The sequence below is a fragment of the Coprobacter tertius genome (genome assembly GCF_024330105.1).
Lineage (GTDB): Bacteria > Bacteroidota > Bacteroidia > Bacteroidales > Coprobacteraceae > Coprobacter > Coprobacter tertius.
The window spans coordinates 30566-50017 of the sequence record NZ_JANDHW010000006.1 but is presented as its reverse complement, the minus strand read 5'-3'; the positions used below and the strand labels follow the sequence as shown (position 1 = coordinate 50017).

Genomic DNA, 19452 nt, shown 5'->3' with positions numbered 1-19452 from the left:
AAATTATGATTTATGTGTCCTTTTTTTCTTGCTTTTAGGATTATCAGGTACAAAATCTTTTATCGGATGAGCATTCCCGTACAGACATTGAAGTAAGTCTCGTCGACCCATATTCGACAAGATTTTCTGTATTTCTTTTCTTGATTCGGGTTTGTACCAAAAGAAAAATTGTCTTTGTTTCAGTTTTTCATCACGCGTATGGGCTGTGTATAGTTTTTCTCCGGTATAAGGGTGATATCCGCTATAATAAATTTCGGTTGCCAGTGTCATGGGAGTCGGTGTGAAATCTTGAACTTGTTCGAGGTGAAAATTCATATTTTTAGTAATGGCCGCCAGCTCAGCCATATCTTCTTCTTGGCAGCCGGGGTGACTCGAAATAAAATAGGGAATCAGTTGTTGGCGTAGTCCATTTTCGTTATTTATTCGGTCAAAAGTCTTTTTAAACGATTCGAATTGTTTGAAAGAGGGTTTCCGCATTACCGATAAAACATTATCTGATGTATGTTCTGGAGCTACTTTAAGTCGTCCCGAAACATGGTTGCATATCAATTCTCGTGTATATTGGCTACTGGCATTGTTTATATTTTCATCTTTATTCCGATGTTGTAGTAAGTCATACCGTACACCACTGCCGATAAATGATTTTTTAATGCCTTTTATCGAATCAACCGATCGGTATATATCGAGTAAGGGACGGTGGTCGTTATCGAGATTGGAACAGATTGCGGGATGAATGCAGGACGGCCGTTTGCATTTACGGCAAATATCAGTGTTATGTCCTTTCATTTTGTACATGTTGGCCGATGGTCCACCTAAATCGCTTAGATAGCCTTTAAAGTCGGGCATTTCGATAATTTGTTTTACCTCGTTAAGAATCGACCTTTTCGAACGTGAAGCAATAAATTTCCCTTGATGTGCGGAAATTGTACAAAATGCACATCCCCCGAAACAACCTCGGTGTAAATTTACCGAAAATTTAATCATTTCGTAAGCCGGGATAGTTTTGCCTTTATATCTGGGATGAGGTAAGCGAGTGTACGGTAAATCGAATGAGGCATCGATTTCCGTTTCGTCCATAGGTGGAAAAGGTGGATTAACCAGTAATACTTTATTTCCGCATACTTGCCAAAGTCGGCGTGCTTCGTATTTATTAGATTCTTCCTCAATATATTTGAAATTTTCCGATTGCAGACGTTTATTTTTTAGGCATTCTTCGTGTGAAGCCAGTAATACGTCCGTGTCCGATTCTTTTTCTTTCGGTATTCGGTCTTTTTCTGTTAATACGACAGTCTGTTTTACATCTGTAATTGAGTGGAATTGATCTCCTTTTTGTAATCGGTTTATCAGTTCTTTTATCGGTTTTTCTCCCATGCCGTAAATTAGCATGTCCGCTCCGCTTTCTGTGAGTATGCCTGGCCGCAGACGGTCTTCCCAATAATCATAATGGGTAAGTCTTCGTAATGAGGCCTCTATACCACCGATAACAACAGGTATATGAGGATATATTTTTTTCAGAATCTGGCTATAAACGATAGTCGGGTAATCGGGTCGCATGCCGGGGCGACCATCTGGGGTATAAGCATCGTCGGAACGTAGTCTTTTGTTCGCAGTATAATGGTTGACCATGGAATCCATAGCGCCGGCTGAAATTCCAAAAAAAAGACGGGGTTCTCCCAACTTTCGGAAGTCACGTAAATCATCGCGCCAATTAGGTTGTGGCACGATTGCGACGCGTAACCCTTGGGCTTCGAGTACACGCCCGATAACCGCAGATCCGAAAGAAGGGTGGTCGATGTAAGCGTCTCCTGAAAACAGAATTACATCGGGTCGGTCCCACCCGCGTAGTTCGATCTCTTTTTTAGTTGTTGGTAGCCAATCCTGTAATTTGTATTCTCTCATTTGTCGTTTATTAGCTCAGACCGGTAATTTCGCCGTTTACCACATCGATGTGGTTTGCCGAAGGATTTTTGGGTAATCCCGGCATTCTCATGATATCACCTCCCATTGCGACAAGAAATTCGGCTCCGTTATTAATGATAATGTCATTGATAACAAAGTCGAAATTTTCTTCTAAACCTGTTTTTTTAGGGTCGTTGGTAAATGAAAATTGTGTTTTTGCGATACAAATAGGATAGTGAGTCAGTCCGAGTTTCTCGACAAGTGCCAGCTTTTTCTTGGCCTTATCACTAAAGATGACTTCACCCGCTCCGTATATGTTACGAGCGATTTTTTCTATTTTTATTTTTGGAGCATCTTCGTTAGTATAGGTAAACTGCAGTATCTCCGAGGGATTGTTTTCGATGCATTTCACAGCTTCTTCTGCCAGTTTACGGGCTCCTTCACCGCCTTTGGCAAAAGCGTTGTTCACAGCAAAATGCACATTTTCTTTTCGACAAAAATCTTTTATTATTTCGAGTTCTTCTTCGGTATCATTTGCAAAACGATTTATAGCCACTAATAAAGTTTGCCCGAAAGATTGAAGATTTTTCAGGTGTTTTTTCAAGTTACCTAATCCTCGTTTTACACCTTCGGTGTTAGGCATTTCAATTTCTTTGTCGGGAACTTCTCCGTGGAGTTTTAATCCTTGTAGGGTTGCTACAACTACTGTAAGATCGGGATTTAGGCCTGATTGACGGCATTTTATATTAAAGAATTTTTCGGCTCCGAGGTCAGCTCCAAAACCGGCTTCAGTAATAACATATTCACCGAATGTAAGAGCCATTTTCGTAGCATTTATCGAATTACAGCCATGAGCGATGTTAGCGAATGGACCTCCATGCACAAAAGCAGCTGTATTTTCGGTTGTTTGTACCAGATTGGGGTTTATTGCGTTCTTTAATAGTGCGACAATAGAACCGCCTGTTCCCAGCTCTTTAACAGTGAAAGGGGTATCATCGAAACGATATCCTAATATTATATTGTCGATTCTGCGACGTAGATCATTCAGATCTTTTGCTAAACAAAGGATGGCCATTAGTTCAGAGGCTGGTGTAATATCGAAACCGGCCTCGGCAGGAATCCCGTTTGAATTACCTCCCAATCCGGTTATGATTTGACGAAGGGAACGATCGTTTACATCGAGCACACGTCTCCAGACAATGTTTTTAAGAATATGACCTTGTTCCCGGTTTTGATAAAGGTAATTGTCGAGTAAAGCTGCTATCATATTATGTGCAGAAGTAATCGCATGAAAATCTCCTGTAAAATGCAGGTTGATATCTTCCATGGGAAGTACTTGTGCATACCCTCCTCCTGCAGCCCCCCCCTTTACACCGAAACAGGGACCTAAAGAAGGCTCTCGTAATGCTACAATCGCTTTTTTACCGATTTTATTCAACCCAAGAGCTAAGCCGATACTTACAGTTGTTTTCCCAATTCCTTTCCGTGTAGGAGAAATTGACGTAACCAGTATGAGATGATTTTTTTTTACTTTATTTTCATCGATTAGCTCGGTAGGGACTTTTGCAATATATTTTCCGTAATTGATTACGTCGTCTTCTGAGATTCCTACAGATAAAGCGACCTTTTTAATTTTGCTGAGCTTAGTCTCGCGGGCGATTTCAATGTCAGTTTTCATAATTTTACTTTAATTTTTTGCGGCAAATCTTTCTTCGAGAATGACCAGTTCGTCACGAAGGCGAGCAGCTTCGATAAATTCCATTTTTTTTGCTGCATCAACCATCGCTTTTCGGGTTTTCTCAATCGTTTTCCTCAATTGTTCTTGTGTCATATACTGAATCACGGGATCAGCAGCAATGCTGATGTCGGGATTGAAATCATCGGTGTATAGAGCTTTGTTTTCGGAAATCGATTCACCTGTTTCCCGGTTTAAAACCGAGGTTTTGGCTTTTTGTATTGCCTGTGGTATAATATGATGAGTTTCGTTATAGGCTAATTGTTTTTCTCTTCTGCGATTTGTTTCGTCGATTGTTTTCTGCATGCTTTCTGTTATTTTATCGGCATACATGATAACCATTCCATTAAGGTTACGGGCGGCACGTCCCGCTGTTTGGGTAAGGGACCTGTGCGAACGCAAAAATCCCTCTTTATCAGCATCGAGAATGGCAACGAGGGAAACTTCGGGAAGATCGAGCCCTTCGCGTAATAGGTTTACCCCCACTAAAACGTCATAAAATCCGTTTCGTAATTCGTCTATTATCTTTATTCGTTCGAGAGTATCTACATCAGAATGGATGTAGTTGCAACGTATATCGAGACGCAAAAGATAGGTGTTTAATTCTTCTGCCATTCGTTTGGTGAGAGTGGTGACCAATACTCTTTCGTCTTTTTCGATACGTAATTGTATTTCCTCCAGTAAATCGTCAATCTGATTTAAGCTGGGGCGAACTTCTATTACCGGATCGAGTAATCCGGTGGGGCGTATCACCTGTTCTACGATAATCCCTTCGCTCTTTTCGAGTTCATAATCAGCTGGTGTTGCGCTTACGTAAATGACTTGTCGGGCCATTTCTTCGAATTCGGGAAACTTCAGAGGTCGATTATCTATTGCTGCCGGCAACCTGAAACCATATTCTACGAGATTCGATTTTCGGGAGAAATCCCCTCCGTACATAGCTCGTATCTGAGGAATCGTTACATGGCTTTCGTCAATGATGACAAGAAAATCTTTCGGAAAATAATCCATTAGGCAAAAGGGGCGTGTGCCGGCTAATCTTCCGTCGAAATAGCGGGAATAATTTTCTATTCCCGAGCAATGCCCTACTTCCCGTATCATTTCGAGGTCATAAGTGACTCTTTCCTGTAACCGTTTTGCTTCGAGTTGTTTACCGATAGAATTAAAATATTCTACCTGTTTCCCCAAATCGATCTCGATTTCACCGATAGCTCTGTCGATACGTTCTTTAGTCGTTACGAAAAGATTTGCCGGATATATTTTATATTCGTTAAATATCGAAAGAGTATGACCGCTTATCGGGTCTACACTTTCGATCGATTCGATTTCTTCTCCCCAGAATATGACCCGGATAATCGTATCGGCATAGGCGAGAAATATATCTACCGTATCGCCTTTTACTCTAAAATTACCCCGGTCGAGTTGTATTTCATTGCGAGAGTAGAGACTATCTACCAACATCCTGAGAAACCGATTACGTTCTATGCTCATGCCTGTTTTCAATTCTATGACGTTGCTGTGAAAATCTTCTGGATTTCCGATACCGTACAGACACGATACTGAAGATACTACAACGACATCTTTTCTTCCCGAAAGTAACGAAGACGTAGTGGAAAGACGTAGTTTTTCTATTTCGTCATTAATAGCAAGGTCTTTTTCGATATAAGTATCGGTCGTAGGAATGTATGCCTCAGGCTGATAATAATCGTAATACGAGACGAAATACTCGACAGCATTATCTGGAAAGAAATTTTTAAATTCTCCGTAAAGTTGTGCTGCTAAGGTTTTGTTGTGGCTTAATATCAAGGTCGGTTTTTGTACTTTCTCGATCACATTGGCCATCGTAAATGTCTTCCCCGAACCCGTAACACCGAGTAGGGTTTGGTACGGAATACCGTCATTTATGCCCCGGCTGAGTTCTTCTATGGCTTCAGGCTGGTCTCCGGTAGGTTTGTATGGTGATACGATCTTAAATTCCATTCGTGACAATCAGCGTTTGGAGTCGGGAATAATAAAAATGGAGATGATGTAAGTTAATGTTAACGGAATGATACCGGTAATAAAAGCAATCAGTATAGTAACCAACCGTACTACAGTCGGGTCTACATTGAGGTATTCGGCAATGCCGCCGCAAATACCGGCTATCATCCTATTCGACGATCGGGTTAATTTTTTTTCGCTCATAATTTTTCTATTTATTTAAATGCGAATATACTAAAAAAAGAAGATACCGGAGTTCTTTTTTAAGTGATTTAAGAAGAAAGGGAAAAAGATAAAAATCAGATTTTGTAGATTAGTATTTTTTATATCATTTTCCTTATATATTATAACTTTTTGATGGCTAAATGCCGGTAATACGGCCTTTTTTTATTTCCTTTGTGCAAAATAGGAATTTAAATCATAAAATAAACAGGAATAGAGAATACCATGATCTGGAATGAAACGATGGAGTGCATGAAGCGTGACGACATGCGTAAATTGCAAGGAATAAGACTGAAAAAGACCGTTGAACGTGTATATCATAATACTCCTTTTTATCGAAAAAAAATGCAGGAAGTCGGATTGACTCCCAACGACATAAATAGTATCGACGATATCGTTAAACTCCCATTTACTACAAAACAGGATTTACGGGATAATTATCCTTTTGGGTTATTTGCAGTCCCTATGTCAGAAATCGTTCGTTTGCATGCATCTTCTGGGACGACAGGAAGACCGACAGTAGTCGGTTATACTCGGCAAGATCTTGTAACTTGGGCCGAAGCAGTGGCAAGGTGTCTTTCGGCTTATGGTACCGATAAGAATGATATATTTCATGTTTCGTATGGATATGGTTTATTTACAGGCGGTTTGGGACTTCATTATGGAGTTGAGAATCTGGGAGCGACTGTGATTCCGATGTCGAGTGGTAATACGGCGAAGCAGATACAATTGATGCATGATTTTGGCCCTACAGCTATAGCCTGTACCCCTTCGTATGCTTTATATTTGGCTGATGCAATACGGGATTCGGGTATACCGAGAGAAGAGTTTAAGCTGCGTGTAGGTATGTTCGGTGCAGAACCCTGGACCGAAAATATGCGAAAAGAAATAGAGACAAAACTCGGAATTAAAGCATACGATATATATGGCTTAAGTGAAGTGATGGGGCCTGGAGTTTCACATGAATGTGAATGCCAGAATGGTGCCCATATCAGTGAAGACCATTTTTATCCCGAGATAATCGATCCTGATACTTTCGATCCTGTAGCCCCCGGTCAACAGGGAGAATTGGTTTTTACAACGATTACAAAGGAAGGTTTGCCTTTATTGAGATATCGAACAAAAGATCTTTGTTCTTTGATCTATGATAAATGCGAATGCGGTCGGACAACTGTGCGAATGACTCGTATCAAAGGTCGAAGTGACGACATGCTAATAATACGCGGTGTGAATGTATTCCCTTCTCAAGTTGAAAGTGTAATTCTCGAATTAGAGGAATTCGAGCCTCATTATATGTTAGTCGTAGACCGTAAAAATAACCTCGATACGTTAGAGGTGCAGGTAGAAGTACGGGAAAATTATTATTCTGATGAGATAAGCCAAATGATGGAATTAAAAAAGAAAATCGGCCACCGTTTACAAAGCGTATTGGGTTTGGCTGCTACGATAAAGCTGGTAGAACCGCGTAGTTTGGCTCGGAGTGAGGGTAAGTCGAAACGGGTTATCGACAATCGTAAGATGGAATAAAGCGTTCTTCCGGTTGATGAGCCATGATATAAATATGTCTTATTAAAAATATACAGATATGATTATAAAACAGTTATCGGTATTCCTCGAAAATAAGGCGGGGCGTATAAATGAAGTGACTACGGTGCTTGGTGAGGCGGGTATAAATTTATCGGCGTTCAGTATGGCTGAAAATGCTGAATTCGGTATTTTGAGGGTTATCGTATCCGATCCTGATAAAGCGTATAAGATATTAAAGGAAAATCATTTTGCCGTAACCCTTACCGATGTGGTTTGCCTGAATTGTCCGAATACTCCGGGTGCCCTTTCTAAAGCATTGGGATACCTTTCTGAGGCAGGTGTTTTTATCGAGTATATGTACGCATTTGCGTCGGGAGATGTGGCACACATCGTTATACGGCCTAATAATATTGAAAATTGTATAGAAGTGTTGCATAGCCATAGTCTCGAATTAATGGCTGCACATCAATTATATCGGTTATGAAAAGCGACGGTGAAAAACCGTATTGTTAATGTTGTGCAAGGTGAGAGCCGTAATTCCGTTAAAATTCATTTTTTTGTTTTTGTTATTCAAACGTATTTCCTACATTTGCACAATTATTAAAGCATATGATGAAAAAAACTCTGTATTTACTGGTTCTGGTTCTGTGCATTACATCGTGCGGAGAGTATAATAAAATACTCAAAAGTACAGATAATGATCTGAAATACGAATACGCAAAAAAATATTTCGACCAGAAAAAGTATTCGAGAGCATATACCTTATTATCTGATTTGGTTACACCTTTTAAAGGAACCGATAAAGCAGAAGAATCGTTGTATCTTTTGGCACGCAGTTATTTCTTAGCTAAAGATTATGTTACTTCTGGAGAATATTTTACTACATACTATAAAAGTTATCCGAGAGGGCAATATGCCGAGTTGGCTCGTTTTTATGCCGGCTACGGTTATTATCTCGATTCTCCCGAGGCTCGTCTCGATCAATCGGGGACTTATAAAGCGATCGATGAATTACAGATGTTTCTCGAATACTATCCCAATAGTGAAAAAGCAAAAGAAGCACAGGATATAATCATAGAACTTCAGGAGAAACTGGCCGAAAAAGAACTTTATAGTGTACAGCTATATTATAATTTGGGATTCCTGATGGGGAAAAACAATTATGAGGCTGCCGTTATAACGGCTCAGAATGCTCTCAAGGATTATCCGTACTCGAAATATAGTCAGGATTTCTCTTTTCTGATTTTAAAATCGAAATACGAAGAGGCCCTGCATAGTATCGATGCAAAGAAGGAAGATCGTTTTAGAGAAGTAATAGATGAATATTACGGTTTTGTAAATGATTATCCCGACTCTCCCAATATGAAGGAGGCGAAGAAGATATTCAGTGTAGCGAATAAATATGTTAAAGATTAATCGAATATAATAATGGATTACAAAAAGACCAATGCGCCAACTAACACCGTAACACGTGATATGATGGCTTTGTCCAGTGATACGGGCAATGTATACGAAACGGTGGCAATTATCGGTAAGAGAGCTAATCAAATAGCTGTCGAAATGAAAGCTGATCTCGAGAAAAAATTACAGGAGTTCGCTTCTTTTAATGATAACCTCGAAGAGGTATTTGAAAATCGTGAGCAGATCGAAATTTCGAGGTATTATGAAAAACTTCCTAAACCGACGTTGATCGCAACTCAAGAGTACATAGAGGGACGGGTATATCATAAGAATCCTGCAAAAGAAAAGGAAAATCTTTAATTATAGTCTGTTTTCTCGTAATGATATTTTCAAAGGCTGCATTTTTATGCGGCCTTTGTTTTTTCCAGAAGGTAGAATCGGTTTTGTAAAAAGGCATATTTGAAAATCTCGTTTAGAAATTGTAGATTTGTATAATCGTATTAAAATGCATATATAAATATTTAACCATGTCCGATTTCAGACTGAAGGTTTTTATCAGTGTAGCGAAAAATTTGAGCTTTACAAAAGCTTCGAAAGAACTTTTTGTTAGTCAACCTGCGATAACGAAACATATACAGGAATTGGAAACCCAATATCAGGTTTCTTTATTCGAAAGATTAGGGAATCGGATAAAATTGACTAAAGCGGGGGAAATATTGCTCGAACATAGTGAGCGTATTATTGATGATTACAAACGACTCGAATATGAGTTGAATTTGTTGCATAACACTCATTCGGGAGAGTTGCGTTTAGGAGCAAGTACTACAATTTCACAATATGTAATTCCGGCATTATTAGCATGTTTTCTTGAAAAATTTCCAAATGTCAGACTTTCTTTATTGAGTGGTAATACCCGAGAAATAGAGTCCGCTCTTGCCGAACATCGTATCGATTTGGGAGTAGTTGAGGGAATTCAGCGTACAACCGGAATGAAATATATGCCCTTTATGGAAGACGAACTGGTACTCATAACCAGTACTCGAAGCCGATTATCACGGTTCGATGAAATTAGTTTGTATGATTTGCCCGGAATTCCATTGGTTCTTCGGGAGAGAGGTTCGGGAACGCTCGATGTTTTTGAATCTGTTTTACAGCAATATGCGATAAAGCTTTCCTCATTAAACGTACAAATGTTTTTGGGAAGTACCGAAAGTATAAAGAATTATCTCGAATATTCAGACTGTATGGGTGTTGTTTCGATCAGGGCATTGCAGCAAGAACTTACAGCTGGAAAATTTAAAATTATCGAACTGAAAGAGGCACGTATCAATAGACAATTTTGTTTTGTACAACATTATGGGCAGGAGGCCGGACTTGCTTCTGCATTTATGCAGTTTGCATCTCATAATAAAAAGTTGTAAATTTATTCATATTTGAATTTCAATAGAGGTTCAGAAACCGTTTCTTTGAGTGTTGTACCTTGCATATTGGCTACAAGTTGCGATATGTTGATAATAGGGAGAGGATGATTTTCGTAGTAGCTACCTTGCGTACGTAAAGCGAGCATGCCTCTTAACGATCCGATCGAAACTCCGGCCATAATGGTAAGCAGTTCGGGGCTTATAACCAGCCATTCGTGTTTTACGCGGGTAAGTTCGTCGAGATTGGCGACATCGAACAAAGTCGCGATCTTATAATCCAATACAGGATGAGGATTTCTTTTATTGCCTGTATAATAGAAGAGGCCCAGTTCGAGGGTAATGGTGTGATTGTCGAGCTCGGGGATCGGTTTTATCGAAAGCCTTACATTTATTTCTCCTACGGGTTTTTCATTTTTTTCTTTAAGAAAATCGATAAATGATATTTCTCTGATATTCAATATTCTTATGTGCATTGCTATCCTGTCCATACGATAATATGTTTATTTAAGAGAAACAACTGAATTGGAAATATGTTTGTTCGGTTTTTATATATATAAATTGAATTTTGCAAAGTATTTCATTGATGAAAGCGATAATTAAGATATAAGTATGTTAAAAATCTGCGGTAAATTTGGCAAAATGGCCTGTCATACAAAAGTGGAATAAATAAAGGCTATATAGTGGATGTTTTGGAGTATAAACTTATTTTCTCCTCATTTTAATTTCATTACAAAATCTAATGTATAAATTTGTTACATGAAAATTCTTATTGTAGAAGACGAGCCCTCTTTAAGAGAGATAATGCAACGGGCTCTTATTCAGGAACGGTATGTAGTAGAAGCTGTCGGCACATTTTCCGAAGCTGATGCTAAAATTGCGGGATACAGCTATGATTGCATCTTGCTCGATATAATGTTGCCCGATGGCAATGGTCTTAAATTACTCGAACGTATAAAGGAATTACGTAAACGTGAAAATGTAATTATAATTTCGGCTCGCGATTCTCTTGAAGATAAAGTTTTGGGATTGGAGCAAGGGGCCGACGATTATCTTCCCAAGCCATTTCATACAGCTGAACTCAAAGCTCGTATTAAAAGTGTTTTACGTCGTGGACGAAGTGGGGGAGAACTTGTACTTTCGCAAGGAAATGTTTCTCTCGAACCGGAAAGTCGGCGGGTGACGATAGACGGGAAAGATCTTCCTTTACTTAAAAAAGAATTCGATATTCTTTTTTATTTCATGCAACGTCCCAATCATTTGGTAGATAAGTCGGTGTTAGCAGAAGCTGTATGGGGAGATCATGCCGACCAGGCAGACAGTTTTCATTTTGTGTATTCCCAAATGAAAAACTTACGACATAAACTTATCGAAGCCCGGGCAACGGTTGAAATAAAAGCTATATACGGATTTGGGTACAAACTTGTTTCTTCGGAATCTTAAATAATTCTATGTCTTTATGAAACTAATCTATCGTGTCGCTTTACGTCTTTCGGTAGTCTTGTTGCCTCTTATCGCATTATGGGCTGTATTATTTTATTTTACAATGATAGAGGAAATTAACGACGAAGCCGATGATTCTCTCGAAGATTATTCGGAACTGATTATTATACGAATGCTTGCCGGACGAGAATTACCCTCACTTAATAATGGTTCGAACAATAGCTATTCGATTACTCCGGTAAATAAAGCATATGCCGATTCCCATCCTCATATCGATTATTATGATGCTGAAGTATATATCCCTGAGAAAGAAGAAACAGAGCCGGCTCGTATTCTTACTACTATTTTTATGGATAATCAGGGAGTTTATTATGAATTGAAAGTAGCGACCCCTACTTTCGAAAAAGATGATCTTCTCCGGGCAATTCTGTATTGGATAGTAATTCTTTATTTTTTGCTACTGATAGTGATAATCGGAGTAACCTTATGGGTATTCCACAGGAGTATGCGTCCGTTATATGATTTGTTGCATTGGCTCGATAGTTATATGCCGGGAAAGAAAAATACACTCATACCCGATAATACACGTATACCCGAATTTCGAAAGTTGAATGCAGCCGCTCAACAGGCGGTCGACCGTTCTGAAGAACTTTTTGAACAGCAGAAACAATTTATCGGGAATGCATCTCATGAATTGCAGACTCCGTTGGCTGTTTTAGGTAATCGTCTCGAGTGGTTATTGGATAATACAGAGCTTACCGAGGAGCAAATGAATGAACTTTTTAAAATGCAACGCACATTATCTCATATTATAAAGCTTAATAAAACTTTATTGTTTCTTTCGAAGATAGAGAATGGCCAATTTCCTGAAAATGATGATATCGATATTGCTTCGATGATAGGTAACCAGATTGAAGTGTATGATGAGATTTATGCATCGCGTAAAATTGTATGTGAAACCGATATTTCGGGATCTTTTATAGTAAAGATGAATGAATCTCTGGGAACTACTCTGGTTACGAATTTGATAAAAAATGCATATGTACATACACCGGAAGGCGGTAATATAAAAATAACTGTAAACAACAGGACATTAAGTATCGAAAATGATGGAAATTATGCACTCGATGCTGAACGTATTTTCGATCGTTTTTATCAGGGAAATAAAAAAGAAGGTTCTACCGGGTTAGGTTTATCTCTGGTCAACTCGGTCGTCAGGTATTACGGGCTACATATCGAATATCGTTTTTCTCGGGGGCGACATTGTTTCACTGTAGTTTGGCCATGATTTAAATATAAAAAAAGTTAATTTATTGAGGCGATCCGAAAATTACAAATTCATTTTAAAATCATGTTTCAATTTTGTTCCAGTAATTAAAAACAGAGTTTAATAAATAAAATTTGAAATGTTATGAAAAAGATCATGTTTATTTCAGTTGTCTTATTGATGTTCGGTATTACATTCGCTCATGCAGATAATGACAAACCCATAACTGTAGATCAGTTACCTCAGAAGTCCCAACAATTTATAAAACAACATTTCCCGAAAGAAAAGGTGGCTTTTGCGAAATTGGAACGCGATTTTCTCGAAACGAAATATGAAGTGGTATTCACTAATAGTTCCAAAGTGGAATTCCTGAAAAATGGCGATTGGAAAGAAGTCGACTGTAAATATTCTACAGTACCTGTTGCGATTATACCTTCTCAAATAATGAAATATATCAAGCAAAATTATCCGGATGTATCTGTTGTTCAAATCGACCGCGATAAACGGGATTATGAAGTAAAACTTACAAACGGACTCGAATTGACCTTCGATCTTAAATTCAATCTGATTGATATCGACGATTAATTGCTTAAAATTATAAAAACATCCCGTGGAATATTTCCACGGGATGTTTTTATTTAGACATAGTCTTGTGTATATATAAATAGGTCGGATTTTATGGGGAAAAATAAGATAATTTTTTGTCTTTGGATATCGGTCTTATTTTTCGGTTTTTATATTTATCTTTGGTTGTAAATAAGAAGATTATTTTATGCGGTTAGATTGTAATATTTGGAAAGTCTCGACATTGGTATTGCTTTTCTTTTTTATATTGGTAGGAGGCTTGTATATATATAAATATAATGTATGGAGTACCCCTTTTGAAATTGTCGATGAATTGGGTGGAAATATTTTTCCGTCGGCGGTTTTATCGGTAGCCGTTACCGATACGGTGATCGTAATGCCTGCAGATACTCCATATCTGGGAAATCCGAAATCTTGCATAGCGATAAAAGTAAAATCGGGGAAAGTGAATAGTAAATTACGTATTAAGGTATCTGAAACGCCTTTTTTTAGCGAATCGGTGTCGGAGTTTATTTTACCGAAGTCGAAAACCGAATATTTGGTTTATCCCGATATCGTGTGGAAGTATCAGGCTTTAAAAGATAATATACAACCGACTCCGGTAAGTGTGGCGATAGGAGCCGAACTGAATTCTGAGAATTTAGGTCAGAAAGTACGCACGTTTTCGGTGAGGAGTATTAATGAGTGTCTTTTAGGGTATAACGATTCGAAACAGCATTTTCACGAAACCGGTATATTTTTTGCAGCATATGTAAATGAAGATCATCCGATGATCGATGTCATATTGAGAGAGGCTCTGAATACCCGTATTGTAAATCGCTTTTTAGGTTATCAACTCGGAAAAGACAGTTCGGTCGATCGGCAGGTTTATGCAATTTGGAATGCGTTGCAAAAAAGAAATTTTAAATATAGTTCGGTATCGATTTCGAGTCTCTCTTCAAATGTGATTTATTCGCAGAGGGTACGTTTATTCGATGATGCGATAAAGTCTTCCCAAATAAATTGTGTCGATGGCAGTGTGTTATTCGCTTCTTTATTGAGAGCGATAAATATAGATCCTATATTAGTGCGCATGCCTGGGCATATGTTTGTAGGGTATTATCTTGATAAAAAACATACTCGTAAAAATTTTCTCGAAACGACTATGATCGGGGATGTAAATCTCGATGAATTTTTTCCCGATGAACAAATCGATTCTACAATGGTCGGTAAATCTCAGAATCAGATATCCCGGCTTACTTTCGATAAATCGAAGGAGTATGCCAACCAAAAATATGAACAAAACAAGAAAAATATAGAAGCTCGTAAAAAATTTTATATGTATCTCGAAATATCAAAGGCGGTGAGACGAGATATTCAACCTATAGCCAGATGATATTCGAGTATGTTTTTAACTGTTTATTTATTTCGTGCCGGTTAGTGTTTTGCATTTATCAGAATCCGAGTTCTATTTGGAAACGCAGCATCCAGCGGCTATATTGGGGGTCGATGGCCTGTTTCTTATAGTTAAAGGAGGCGTCGGCTTGTATTTTTAGGCTGTGACCGATCAGATAGCGGGTAACACCGAATGTACTTTGATTATAAAAATTATATCCCACTAAGTTTTTTACATCGTCGTCGGGTAACAATGTAGAATTTCGCAATGCGATTTCCCAGTTTTTTGGGAAGAGATAACTGGTTTGTATGTTTACCCCTTTACCGGCATAAATATATTGATTTTCTACATTATGTAATACGGGGCTTTTGCATAATCGACCCATTAGGTCGGTATAAAAGGCAAAGCCGTTGTATTTAAAAATGAAATCGAAAAAGTAAGAAGAAATATTGCGTGACATGTTGTTTTCGATCAGTGCCCCGTTTTGACCTTGAACCCGTTTTGCACGATCGTTATAGCTAAAGGCTCCGGCAAGAAGTATCTTAGGAGTCTGTTCTCGTTCGAAATCACCTTCAGCGATATCACCCATCGATTTGAATCGGCCAAGAGGGAATAGCTCGAGACGCCCCGTATAGGCAAGACCGCTTTTTGAAGAAGATACCCAATTACGGCCTTCACCTAAAGTAACCGAGCCTCTTATGCCGATATTAAAATCGGAAAAGAGCCGTTTGTTATATTCTCCGAAGATACCGAAATCCCGGTCGAGATTAAACTCGGAATTGACGATAGACCGATCAACGAATTGCAATGCGCTCGATGAGTTGATTCGGGCTCTGTTTGCTTTTATTTTTGTTTGTCCGAAACCTATGTTCCATGTAGGTGACGGTATATAATAAATCATGGCGTCACGTACGAAATTCATATTTCCGTTGGGGAGAGATTTCGTGTCGTAAGGAGTAAAACCTAATTGTATCGAGTAGGTTAGTTTAGGAGAATATACATACCCATCGAATCTCAATCTGAGTCGTTTTACTTGTGCTTCGATATCGGTGTTGGAAAATTTTTTGTCGAAAGTAGCGCTTACCATATTTTGCATTCGGATACGCATGGTTATCTTGTAACTTTCGTTTTTAGGCTGAAAGGTAATCCCTTTACCGACTTCGATATTAGGCATATTTCTGATTTTATCTACCAACGACTCTTTCTCTTTCGGGTCGATAAGAAGACTGTCATTGTCGTAATTAACAGAAGCTGTCGCATTTATACTACAGATTAAATAAAATAAGAGAAGGAGATTGCATTTTGAATGTGCCTGCATGTAAAACTGTTTTAAAGGTTTTTATCTGTTGCGCAAAATTATGTCTTAGGTATTATAAAGATGTTTAATATATATTACATTTATGTTACGGTATATTTTAGGTAAACCTATTTGCAAGGTTATTGTTTATTTTGTAAAAGAAATAAATATATTTGGCATTTAAAAATATTTTGTAATGGATAATAAAAAAATAAAGATCGTTATTTCTGGAATAGGTGCGGTAGGTGGTTATTACGGAGGAATGCTGGCTGCATTTTATAAAAATTCGGAAGATGTGGAAATTATATTTATTTCGAGAGGAGCCAATCTTGATAAAATACGGAAAGAGGGATTGATGATTGAAATGTCCGATAAAAAGATTGTTGCTGTTCCTATGTTAGTAACCGATAAACCGGAGTCTGCCGGTGTTGCCGATTATTTGATTTGTTGTACGAAATCGTATGATCTCGATGATAATCTGAAAGAACTCGAGCCGGTTATAGGTCAACAGACAATTATATTGCCTTTATTGAACGGAGTGAATATCTCAGAGCATATACGGACTCTTCTCCCTGGAAATGATGTTTGGGAAGGTTGTGTCTACATTGGTGCACGATTAAGAGAGCCGGGTGTCGTTTCATTATTTTCAAATAAAGAAATGTTGTTTTTCGGAGGAAAAGAGGATCATGATCGACAAAAACAGTTCGTAAAGATATTGACAGATGCCGGTATAAATGCGGTAAATCCCGAGGATATTACAGTACGTATCTGGAAGAAATTTTTTATGATATCGATAGCGGCTACTATAACCGCTTATTATGATGATAATATTGGGAATGTGTTAAAGAATCATTCCGATGATTTCGATTCTTTGGGCAGAGAATTGTTGAATGTTGCCCGGGCAAAAGGGATAGATCTGCCGGCTGATATCATAGATAAATCTGTAAAAGCACAATCGATGATGCCGGTGGGGGCTACGACATCGATGCATACCGATTTTAAGAAAGGGGGGCGTAACGAATTGGAAACCTTAACCGGGTATGTCGTGCATTCTGCTGCCGATATGGGAATTTCTGCCCCGTTATATACTGCTATGTATCAGGCCCTGAAAAAGAAATTGTAATTATTTGTTTGTTTCCTGTGAAATAATCTCTCGGTGGCTTAGTATTTTATAAATTTCTTGTTGTGCCCGTATGCGTTTGGGATTATCGTTTTGAACATATATATTATTCAAGTGTTCGTCTATATGACAGGCTTGAACATTGTCTTGTAATTGAATAGACAGGATTTCGATAATTTCTTTTTTCCAACGGGAAGAAAGTATGGGAAATGCTGTCTCGATACGTCTCGATAAATTCCTTTTCATCCAGTCGGCTGAGGTAAGATATATTTCTTCTTTACCTCCGGCATAAAAATACCAGACGCGTGCGTGTTCGAGGAACTCGTCGATAATACGTGTTATCGTAATGTTTCGGCTATATGGCTGATTAGGGATGAGACAGCAAATACCTCTTACAATGAGGTCTATTTTCACACCTGCTTCACTGGCATCATATAATTTATTAATCATCTCCTGATCTTGTAAGGCATTCATTTTAAGTATAATGTATGCTTTTTTCCCTTCCTTTGCAGCCTTAATTTCCCGGTCTATTTTGGCATTCAGTTCAGGTAACATATTATATTGGGCTACTAATAGCGTTGAAAATTCGGCCGGTACATTTTTCCCTTCGAGAATTTCAAACAAGCGGTTTAGTTCACGAATGATATTCGTATCGTAAGTAAAAAGCCCCATGTCGGAATAAATTTTGGCCGTTTTTTCATTGAAATTTCCGGTACTTAAGAAAGCAAAACTTTTTTCTATATTGTTTCCGCCGTCTGTTCTCCGAAGGACGAGTGCTACTTTGGCATGTACTTTTAATCCGGTCATGCCGTAAATGATATTTATGCCGGCCTGTTTCATCAGTTCGGCAGTAGCAATATTGTTTTCTTCATCGAAACGGGCTTTCAGCTCTACATAAACAGTTACTTTTTTCCCGTTTCTCGCCGCTGTGATAAGAGAATTTATAACGTCGGAGTTTTCGGCGACCCGGTACTGAGTAAGTTTTATTTCTTCTACTTTGGGATCATAGGCCGATTCCATAAGAAAACGTATCAGGTAATCGAACGATTGATATGGGAAATGCAATAGCATATCATGATTTTTGATGACCTTGAATATAGAACCTGACCGATCGAATTCAGGAACACGCAGTGGAGTGGGAGATTTACGAGTAAGTTCTTTTTCGGTCGGATTGGGTAGTTTTATCAAGTCTTCGAGTGTCAGATATCTTCCTGCGGGGATGCATTGTTCCATGGGTATGTTATAAGCCTCACAAAGATACCTGAGCATATCTTCCGGCATCATGGCGTTATAAACCATACGGTTGGTACTTCCTGTTTTTCTTTTTTTTACCCTTTTCTTTATTTCTTCTACGACTTGTTCTTTTTTGACGGATTCGATCGAGAAATCGGCATCTCTCGACACGCGGATACTGAAATACGAGTCGACCTTGAATCCTGGAAAAATAATATCTAAATGCATTCCGATAGCATCGTCGATAAATATCAGATAATGATTTGCATTATAAGGAGGAAGAGTAATAAATCTGGGAACCTTAGAAAATGGAATCTTAATAAGGGCGTATTGTGGATCTTTTTCGACAGAACCATTTTTTTTGCGCTTAAAAAGTTTTATGGCGAGATAAAGCCGATTGTCTCTAAGAAACGATCTGATATCGTCTTTTTCAATTAAGACCGGCTGTAAAAAAGGGAAGATTTCATCCAAAAAATATTGCTGTATAGCGTTTTTATGATTTTCTATAACCGGTTGTCCCTGATATAATATGATATTGTTATGTTCGAGATCGGGAAGTATTTCTTCTGCAAATATTTTTGAGAATTCTGCAACCTGGCGGCTTACTTCCGAATTTATTTCATTCAGTGTTTGACGGGCTTTTTTTCGGTCTTCTTCACATATTTCCTGGTCATATGCGTTGAGGCGATGCTCTGAAATACGGATACGATAGAATTCTTCGAGATTCGACGAATAGATAGATAAGAATTTAATACGCTCGAATAACGGTATCTCCTTATTTCGAGATTCTAGCAAGACTCTTCTGTTAAAAGAAAGCCAACTGATATCACGTTTAAAGTATCTACGCAATGTTTCCATGATCCGAAGGGGTTTATCATCGTAACGTAAATATAGCCATTTTTTATTTTTTTAGTATCAAAAAGATAAATATTTCTCGGTATTATAATGTA

General features: G+C 38.3%; 17 protein-coding genes. 10 read left to right on the top strand and 7 right to left on the bottom strand.

Going from position 1 to position 19452, the window contains the following annotated elements:
* Nucleotides 1-3: 3 nt before the first annotated feature.
* Genes NMU02_RS07345 through NMU02_RS07330 form a run of 4 tightly spaced genes read right to left on the bottom strand, consistent with a single transcriptional unit; the run spans nucleotide 4 to nucleotide 5818 of the window.
* Nucleotides 4-1899 (bottom strand): YgiQ family radical SAM protein, encoded by a 1896-nt coding sequence (locus tag NMU02_RS07345; protein ID WP_255027022.1) that lies wholly within the window; start codon nucleotides 1897-1899, stop codon nucleotides 4-6.
* A gap of 10 nt (nucleotides 1900-1909) precedes the next feature.
* On the bottom strand, nucleotides 1910-3577 hold the full coding sequence (locus NMU02_RS07340) for a formate--tetrahydrofolate ligase (RefSeq protein WP_255027021.1): 1668 nt from the start codon (nucleotides 3575-3577) through the stop codon (nucleotides 1910-1912).
* Between the two features lie 9 nt (nucleotides 3578-3586).
* On the bottom strand, nucleotides 3587-5614 hold the full coding sequence (gene uvrB / locus NMU02_RS07335; RefSeq protein ID WP_255027019.1) for an excinuclease ABC subunit UvrB: 2028 nt from the start codon (nucleotides 5612-5614) through the stop codon (nucleotides 3587-3589).
* A 9-nt stretch (nucleotides 5615-5623) separates the two neighbouring features.
* Nucleotides 5624-5818, bottom strand: coding sequence for a PspC domain-containing protein (locus NMU02_RS07330; protein ID WP_255027018.1), 195 nt, complete (start codon nucleotides 5816-5818; stop codon nucleotides 5624-5626).
* Nucleotides 5819-6061: 243 nt separating this feature from the next.
* Here NMU02_RS07330 and NMU02_RS07325 point away from each other — a divergent pair, with 243 nt between their 5' ends.
* The 5 genes from NMU02_RS07325 (at nucleotide 6062) to NMU02_RS07305 (ending at nucleotide 10185) form a co-directional block, all read left to right on the top strand.
* Nucleotides 6062-7363, top strand: coding sequence for a phenylacetate--CoA ligase family protein (locus tag NMU02_RS07325; protein ID WP_255027017.1), 1302 nt, complete (start codon nucleotides 6062-6064; stop codon nucleotides 7361-7363).
* Nucleotides 7364-7421: 58 nt separating this feature from the next.
* Nucleotides 7422-7847, top strand: coding sequence for an ACT domain-containing protein (locus tag NMU02_RS07320; protein ID WP_255027015.1), 426 nt, complete (start codon nucleotides 7422-7424; stop codon nucleotides 7845-7847).
* 125 nt (nucleotides 7848-7972) lie between these two features.
* Complete coding sequence (locus NMU02_RS07315; protein WP_435522025.1) at nucleotides 7973-8779, top strand: outer membrane protein assembly factor BamD; 807 nt, start codon at nucleotides 7973-7975, stop codon at nucleotides 8777-8779.
* Nucleotides 8780-8791: 12 nt separating this feature from the next.
* Nucleotides 8792-9124: a DNA-directed RNA polymerase subunit omega gene (locus NMU02_RS07310; protein ID WP_255027014.1), complete on the top strand. Its 333-nt coding sequence runs from the start codon at nucleotides 8792-8794 to the stop codon at nucleotides 9122-9124.
* Nucleotides 9125-9291: 167 nt separating this feature from the next.
* Nucleotides 9292-10185, top strand: a complete 894-nt coding sequence (locus NMU02_RS07305; protein WP_255027013.1) for a LysR family transcriptional regulator — start codon at nucleotides 9292-9294, stop codon at nucleotides 10183-10185.
* 2 nt (nucleotides 10186-10187) lie between these two features.
* Here NMU02_RS07305 and NMU02_RS07300 read toward each other — a convergent pair whose 3' ends face one another.
* Complete coding sequence (locus tag NMU02_RS07300) at nucleotides 10188-10673, bottom strand: hypothetical protein (protein WP_255027011.1); 486 nt, start codon at nucleotides 10671-10673, stop codon at nucleotides 10188-10190.
* Between the two features lie 268 nt (nucleotides 10674-10941).
* On the opposite strand from NMU02_RS07300, the gene NMU02_RS07295 reads away from it, so the two are divergent.
* From NMU02_RS07295 to NMU02_RS07280, 4 genes are all read left to right on the top strand, one after another.
* Nucleotides 10942-11625 carry a response regulator transcription factor gene (locus NMU02_RS07295; RefSeq protein ID WP_255027010.1) on the top strand — a complete coding sequence of 228 codons (684 nt, stop codon included), beginning with the start codon at nucleotides 10942-10944 and terminating at the stop codon, nucleotides 11623-11625.
* 16 nt (nucleotides 11626-11641) lie between these two features.
* Nucleotides 11642-12913: a sensor histidine kinase gene (locus tag NMU02_RS07290; protein WP_255027008.1), complete on the top strand. Its 1272-nt coding sequence runs from the start codon at nucleotides 11642-11644 to the stop codon at nucleotides 12911-12913.
* A 123-nt stretch (nucleotides 12914-13036) separates the two neighbouring features.
* Nucleotides 13037-13477: a PepSY-like domain-containing protein gene (locus tag NMU02_RS07285; RefSeq protein ID WP_255027006.1), complete on the top strand. Its 441-nt coding sequence runs from the start codon at nucleotides 13037-13039 to the stop codon at nucleotides 13475-13477.
* A gap of 187 nt (nucleotides 13478-13664) precedes the next feature.
* Entirely contained in the window at nucleotides 13665-14852 is a 1188-nt protein-coding gene (locus NMU02_RS07280; protein WP_255027005.1) for a hypothetical protein, read from the top strand.
* A gap of 58 nt (nucleotides 14853-14910) precedes the next feature.
* On the opposite strand, the gene NMU02_RS07275 is transcribed toward NMU02_RS07280, so the two are convergent.
* On the bottom strand, nucleotides 14911-16170 hold the full coding sequence (locus tag NMU02_RS07275; RefSeq protein ID WP_255027003.1) for a porin: 1260 nt from the start codon (nucleotides 16168-16170) through the stop codon (nucleotides 14911-14913).
* Between the two features lie 175 nt (nucleotides 16171-16345).
* Here NMU02_RS07275 and NMU02_RS07270 point away from each other — a divergent pair, with 175 nt between their 5' ends.
* The gene (locus NMU02_RS07270; RefSeq protein ID WP_255027002.1) at nucleotides 16346-17272 is read left to right on the top strand and encodes a ketopantoate reductase family protein; all 927 of its coding nucleotides are present in this window, start codon (nucleotides 16346-16348) and stop codon (nucleotides 17270-17272) included.
* Here NMU02_RS07270 and ppk1 read toward each other — a convergent pair whose 3' ends face one another.
* Entirely contained in the window at nucleotides 17273-19360 is a 2088-nt protein-coding gene (gene ppk1 / locus NMU02_RS07265) for a polyphosphate kinase 1 (protein ID WP_255027000.1), read from the bottom strand.
* Nucleotides 19361-19452 lie beyond the last annotated feature (92 nt).

What these genes read in the sequence shown, in the direction of transcription:
- NMU02_RS07345 (WP_255027022.1), bottom strand. Translation starts at nt 1,899, where the DNA reads ATGAGAGAATACAAATTACAGGATTGGCTACCAACAACTAAAAAAGAG.
- NMU02_RS07340 (WP_255027021.1), bottom strand. Translation starts at nt 3,577, where the DNA reads ATGAAAACTGACATTGAAATCGCCCGCGAGACTAAGCTCAGCAAAATT.
- uvrB (WP_255027019.1), bottom strand. Translation starts at nt 5,614, where the DNA reads ATGGAATTTAAGATCGTATCACCATACAAACCTACCGGAGACCAGCCT.
- NMU02_RS07330 (WP_255027018.1), bottom strand. Translation starts at nt 5,818, where the DNA reads ATGAGCGAAAAAAAATTAACCCGATCGTCGAATAGGATGATAGCCGGT.
- NMU02_RS07325 (WP_255027017.1), top strand. Translation starts at nt 6,062, where the DNA reads ATGATCTGGAATGAAACGATGGAGTGCATGAAGCGTGACGACATGCGT.
- NMU02_RS07320 (WP_255027015.1), top strand. Translation starts at nt 7,422, where the DNA reads ATGATTATAAAACAGTTATCGGTATTCCTCGAAAATAAGGCGGGGCGT.
- NMU02_RS07315 (WP_435522025.1), top strand. Translation starts at nt 7,973, where the DNA reads ATGATGAAAAAAACTCTGTATTTACTGGTTCTGGTTCTGTGCATTACA.
- NMU02_RS07310 (WP_255027014.1), top strand. Translation starts at nt 8,792, where the DNA reads ATGGATTACAAAAAGACCAATGCGCCAACTAACACCGTAACACGTGAT.
- NMU02_RS07305 (WP_255027013.1), top strand. Translation starts at nt 9,292, where the DNA reads ATGTCCGATTTCAGACTGAAGGTTTTTATCAGTGTAGCGAAAAATTTG.
- NMU02_RS07300 (WP_255027011.1), bottom strand. Translation starts at nt 10,673, where the DNA reads ATGGACAGGATAGCAATGCACATAAGAATATTGAATATCAGAGAAATA.
- NMU02_RS07295 (WP_255027010.1), top strand. Translation starts at nt 10,942, where the DNA reads ATGAAAATTCTTATTGTAGAAGACGAGCCCTCTTTAAGAGAGATAATG.
- NMU02_RS07290 (WP_255027008.1), top strand. Translation starts at nt 11,642, where the DNA reads ATGAAACTAATCTATCGTGTCGCTTTACGTCTTTCGGTAGTCTTGTTG.
- NMU02_RS07285 (WP_255027006.1), top strand. Translation starts at nt 13,037, where the DNA reads ATGAAAAAGATCATGTTTATTTCAGTTGTCTTATTGATGTTCGGTATT.
- NMU02_RS07280 (WP_255027005.1), top strand. Translation starts at nt 13,665, where the DNA reads ATGCGGTTAGATTGTAATATTTGGAAAGTCTCGACATTGGTATTGCTT.
- NMU02_RS07275 (WP_255027003.1), bottom strand. Translation starts at nt 16,170, where the DNA reads ATGCAGGCACATTCAAAATGCAATCTCCTTCTCTTATTTTATTTAATC.
- NMU02_RS07270 (WP_255027002.1), top strand. Translation starts at nt 16,346, where the DNA reads ATGGATAATAAAAAAATAAAGATCGTTATTTCTGGAATAGGTGCGGTA.
- ppk1 (WP_255027000.1), bottom strand. Translation starts at nt 19,360, where the DNA reads ATGGAAACATTGCGTAGATACTTTAAACGTGATATCAGTTGGCTTTCT.